Source organism: Peribacillus sp. CSMR9 (assembly GCF_033141925.1).
GTDB lineage: Bacteria > Bacillota > Bacilli > Bacillales > DSM-1321 > Peribacillus > Peribacillus simplex_A.
Genome location: NZ_JAOPHO010000202.1, coordinates 1 through 1,081, shown reverse-complemented (window position 1 = coordinate 1,081; position 1,081 = coordinate 1). Strand labels below are relative to the sequence as shown.

Annotated in this window: 1 protein-coding gene and 1 pseudogene; one reads left to right on the top strand and one right to left on the bottom strand. The window is 34.6% G+C overall.

Annotated elements, in window-relative coordinates:
• Positions 1 to 129: 129 nt before the first annotated feature.
• Positions 130 to 507, bottom strand: a pseudogene (locus N9I19_RS24895) (amino acid permease); the annotation flags it as partial.
• 309 nt (positions 508 to 816) lie between these two features.
• Here N9I19_RS24895 and N9I19_RS24890 point away from each other — a divergent pair.
• Positions 817 to 978: a YjcZ family sporulation protein gene (locus tag N9I19_RS24890; protein ID WP_317779355.1), complete on the top strand. Its 162-nt coding sequence runs from the start codon at positions 817 to 819 to the stop codon at positions 976 to 978.
• Positions 979 to 1,081: the final 103 nt, after the last annotated feature.

Sequence of the window (1,081 nt, the reverse complement as noted above, 5' to 3'; positions counted from 1 at the left end):
AGCCTTTGATTTTCGAATAAAACCATATTCGAGGCTTTACGAATCGTCTCCATCCTTAACACTTCAACTTCTGGAACCGTATAAACAAGAATCTCAATCCCTGAAATCCAATAAATTCAGGGATTTTCCTTATTTCTTTTTTTGTTTGACAATAAAAGAAATAAGGATAAGTATTGCTAAAGTGACAAGACATACAGTAGTTCCAATTATATTTTGCTTATTGAAGATAAATGCAAAAAAGATAAAGCTTAAAGATGTGATAGCTAATATAGTTGTATATGTGTGCCATTTTACCCGGAAACCCCGTTTGTCGGTATATTGTTTACGCAGCTTCAATTGCACCGAACAAATACTAATCCATAATAATAGAACTGTGAGGAAAGGGATGGCCATAAGGTAGCTTAATATCAGATCTGGGGTCAAATAGGATAAATACACACCACCAAATATACATGATGTAGTTAAAAATATTCCATTAAGTGGGATACCCTTTTGGGTTGTTCTTAGAAATGCCTTAGGGGTTCTTTATTATCTAAAAGTTTTTTGAATTTTATGAAATAAATTAAGGGAAGTATAATAAGTGATTTTTTAAGAGTGGAATGAAAAAATTATGTGGGCAATTTTATTTAAAATAATCGGAGGTTTTTGGAAAAGCCGATTTTGCATCCATTCCGAAAAAAATACATATTGAACAAGAGACGAGAGTAAAAAAAATTATCTTAAAACGCATTTTTACTGTCATTTTGTTTGGTAGTGAATAAGATGATGTAACCAGTTCAAGTCCTTCTATAAAAACGAATAAGGAGATGTTCATATATGTCAGATTGTGGTTGTGATGGCGGTTTTGGATTTGGCGGAGGTTTCGCCTTTATAGTCGTTTTGTTTATCCTTTTAGTGATTGTGGGAGCTAGCTTTTGCGGCGGAGCTGGATTTGGCGGCGGGTGCGCCCAGGGTTACGGTTATGGAACATACTGCTGAATAACAAAAAACCGACCTTGATAGGTCGGTTTCAGTTTGTAGACAAAAGGGGTTCGGAATTAAAAAATTCCGAACCCCTTTTTGAGATTCCCTTTGAATTTTT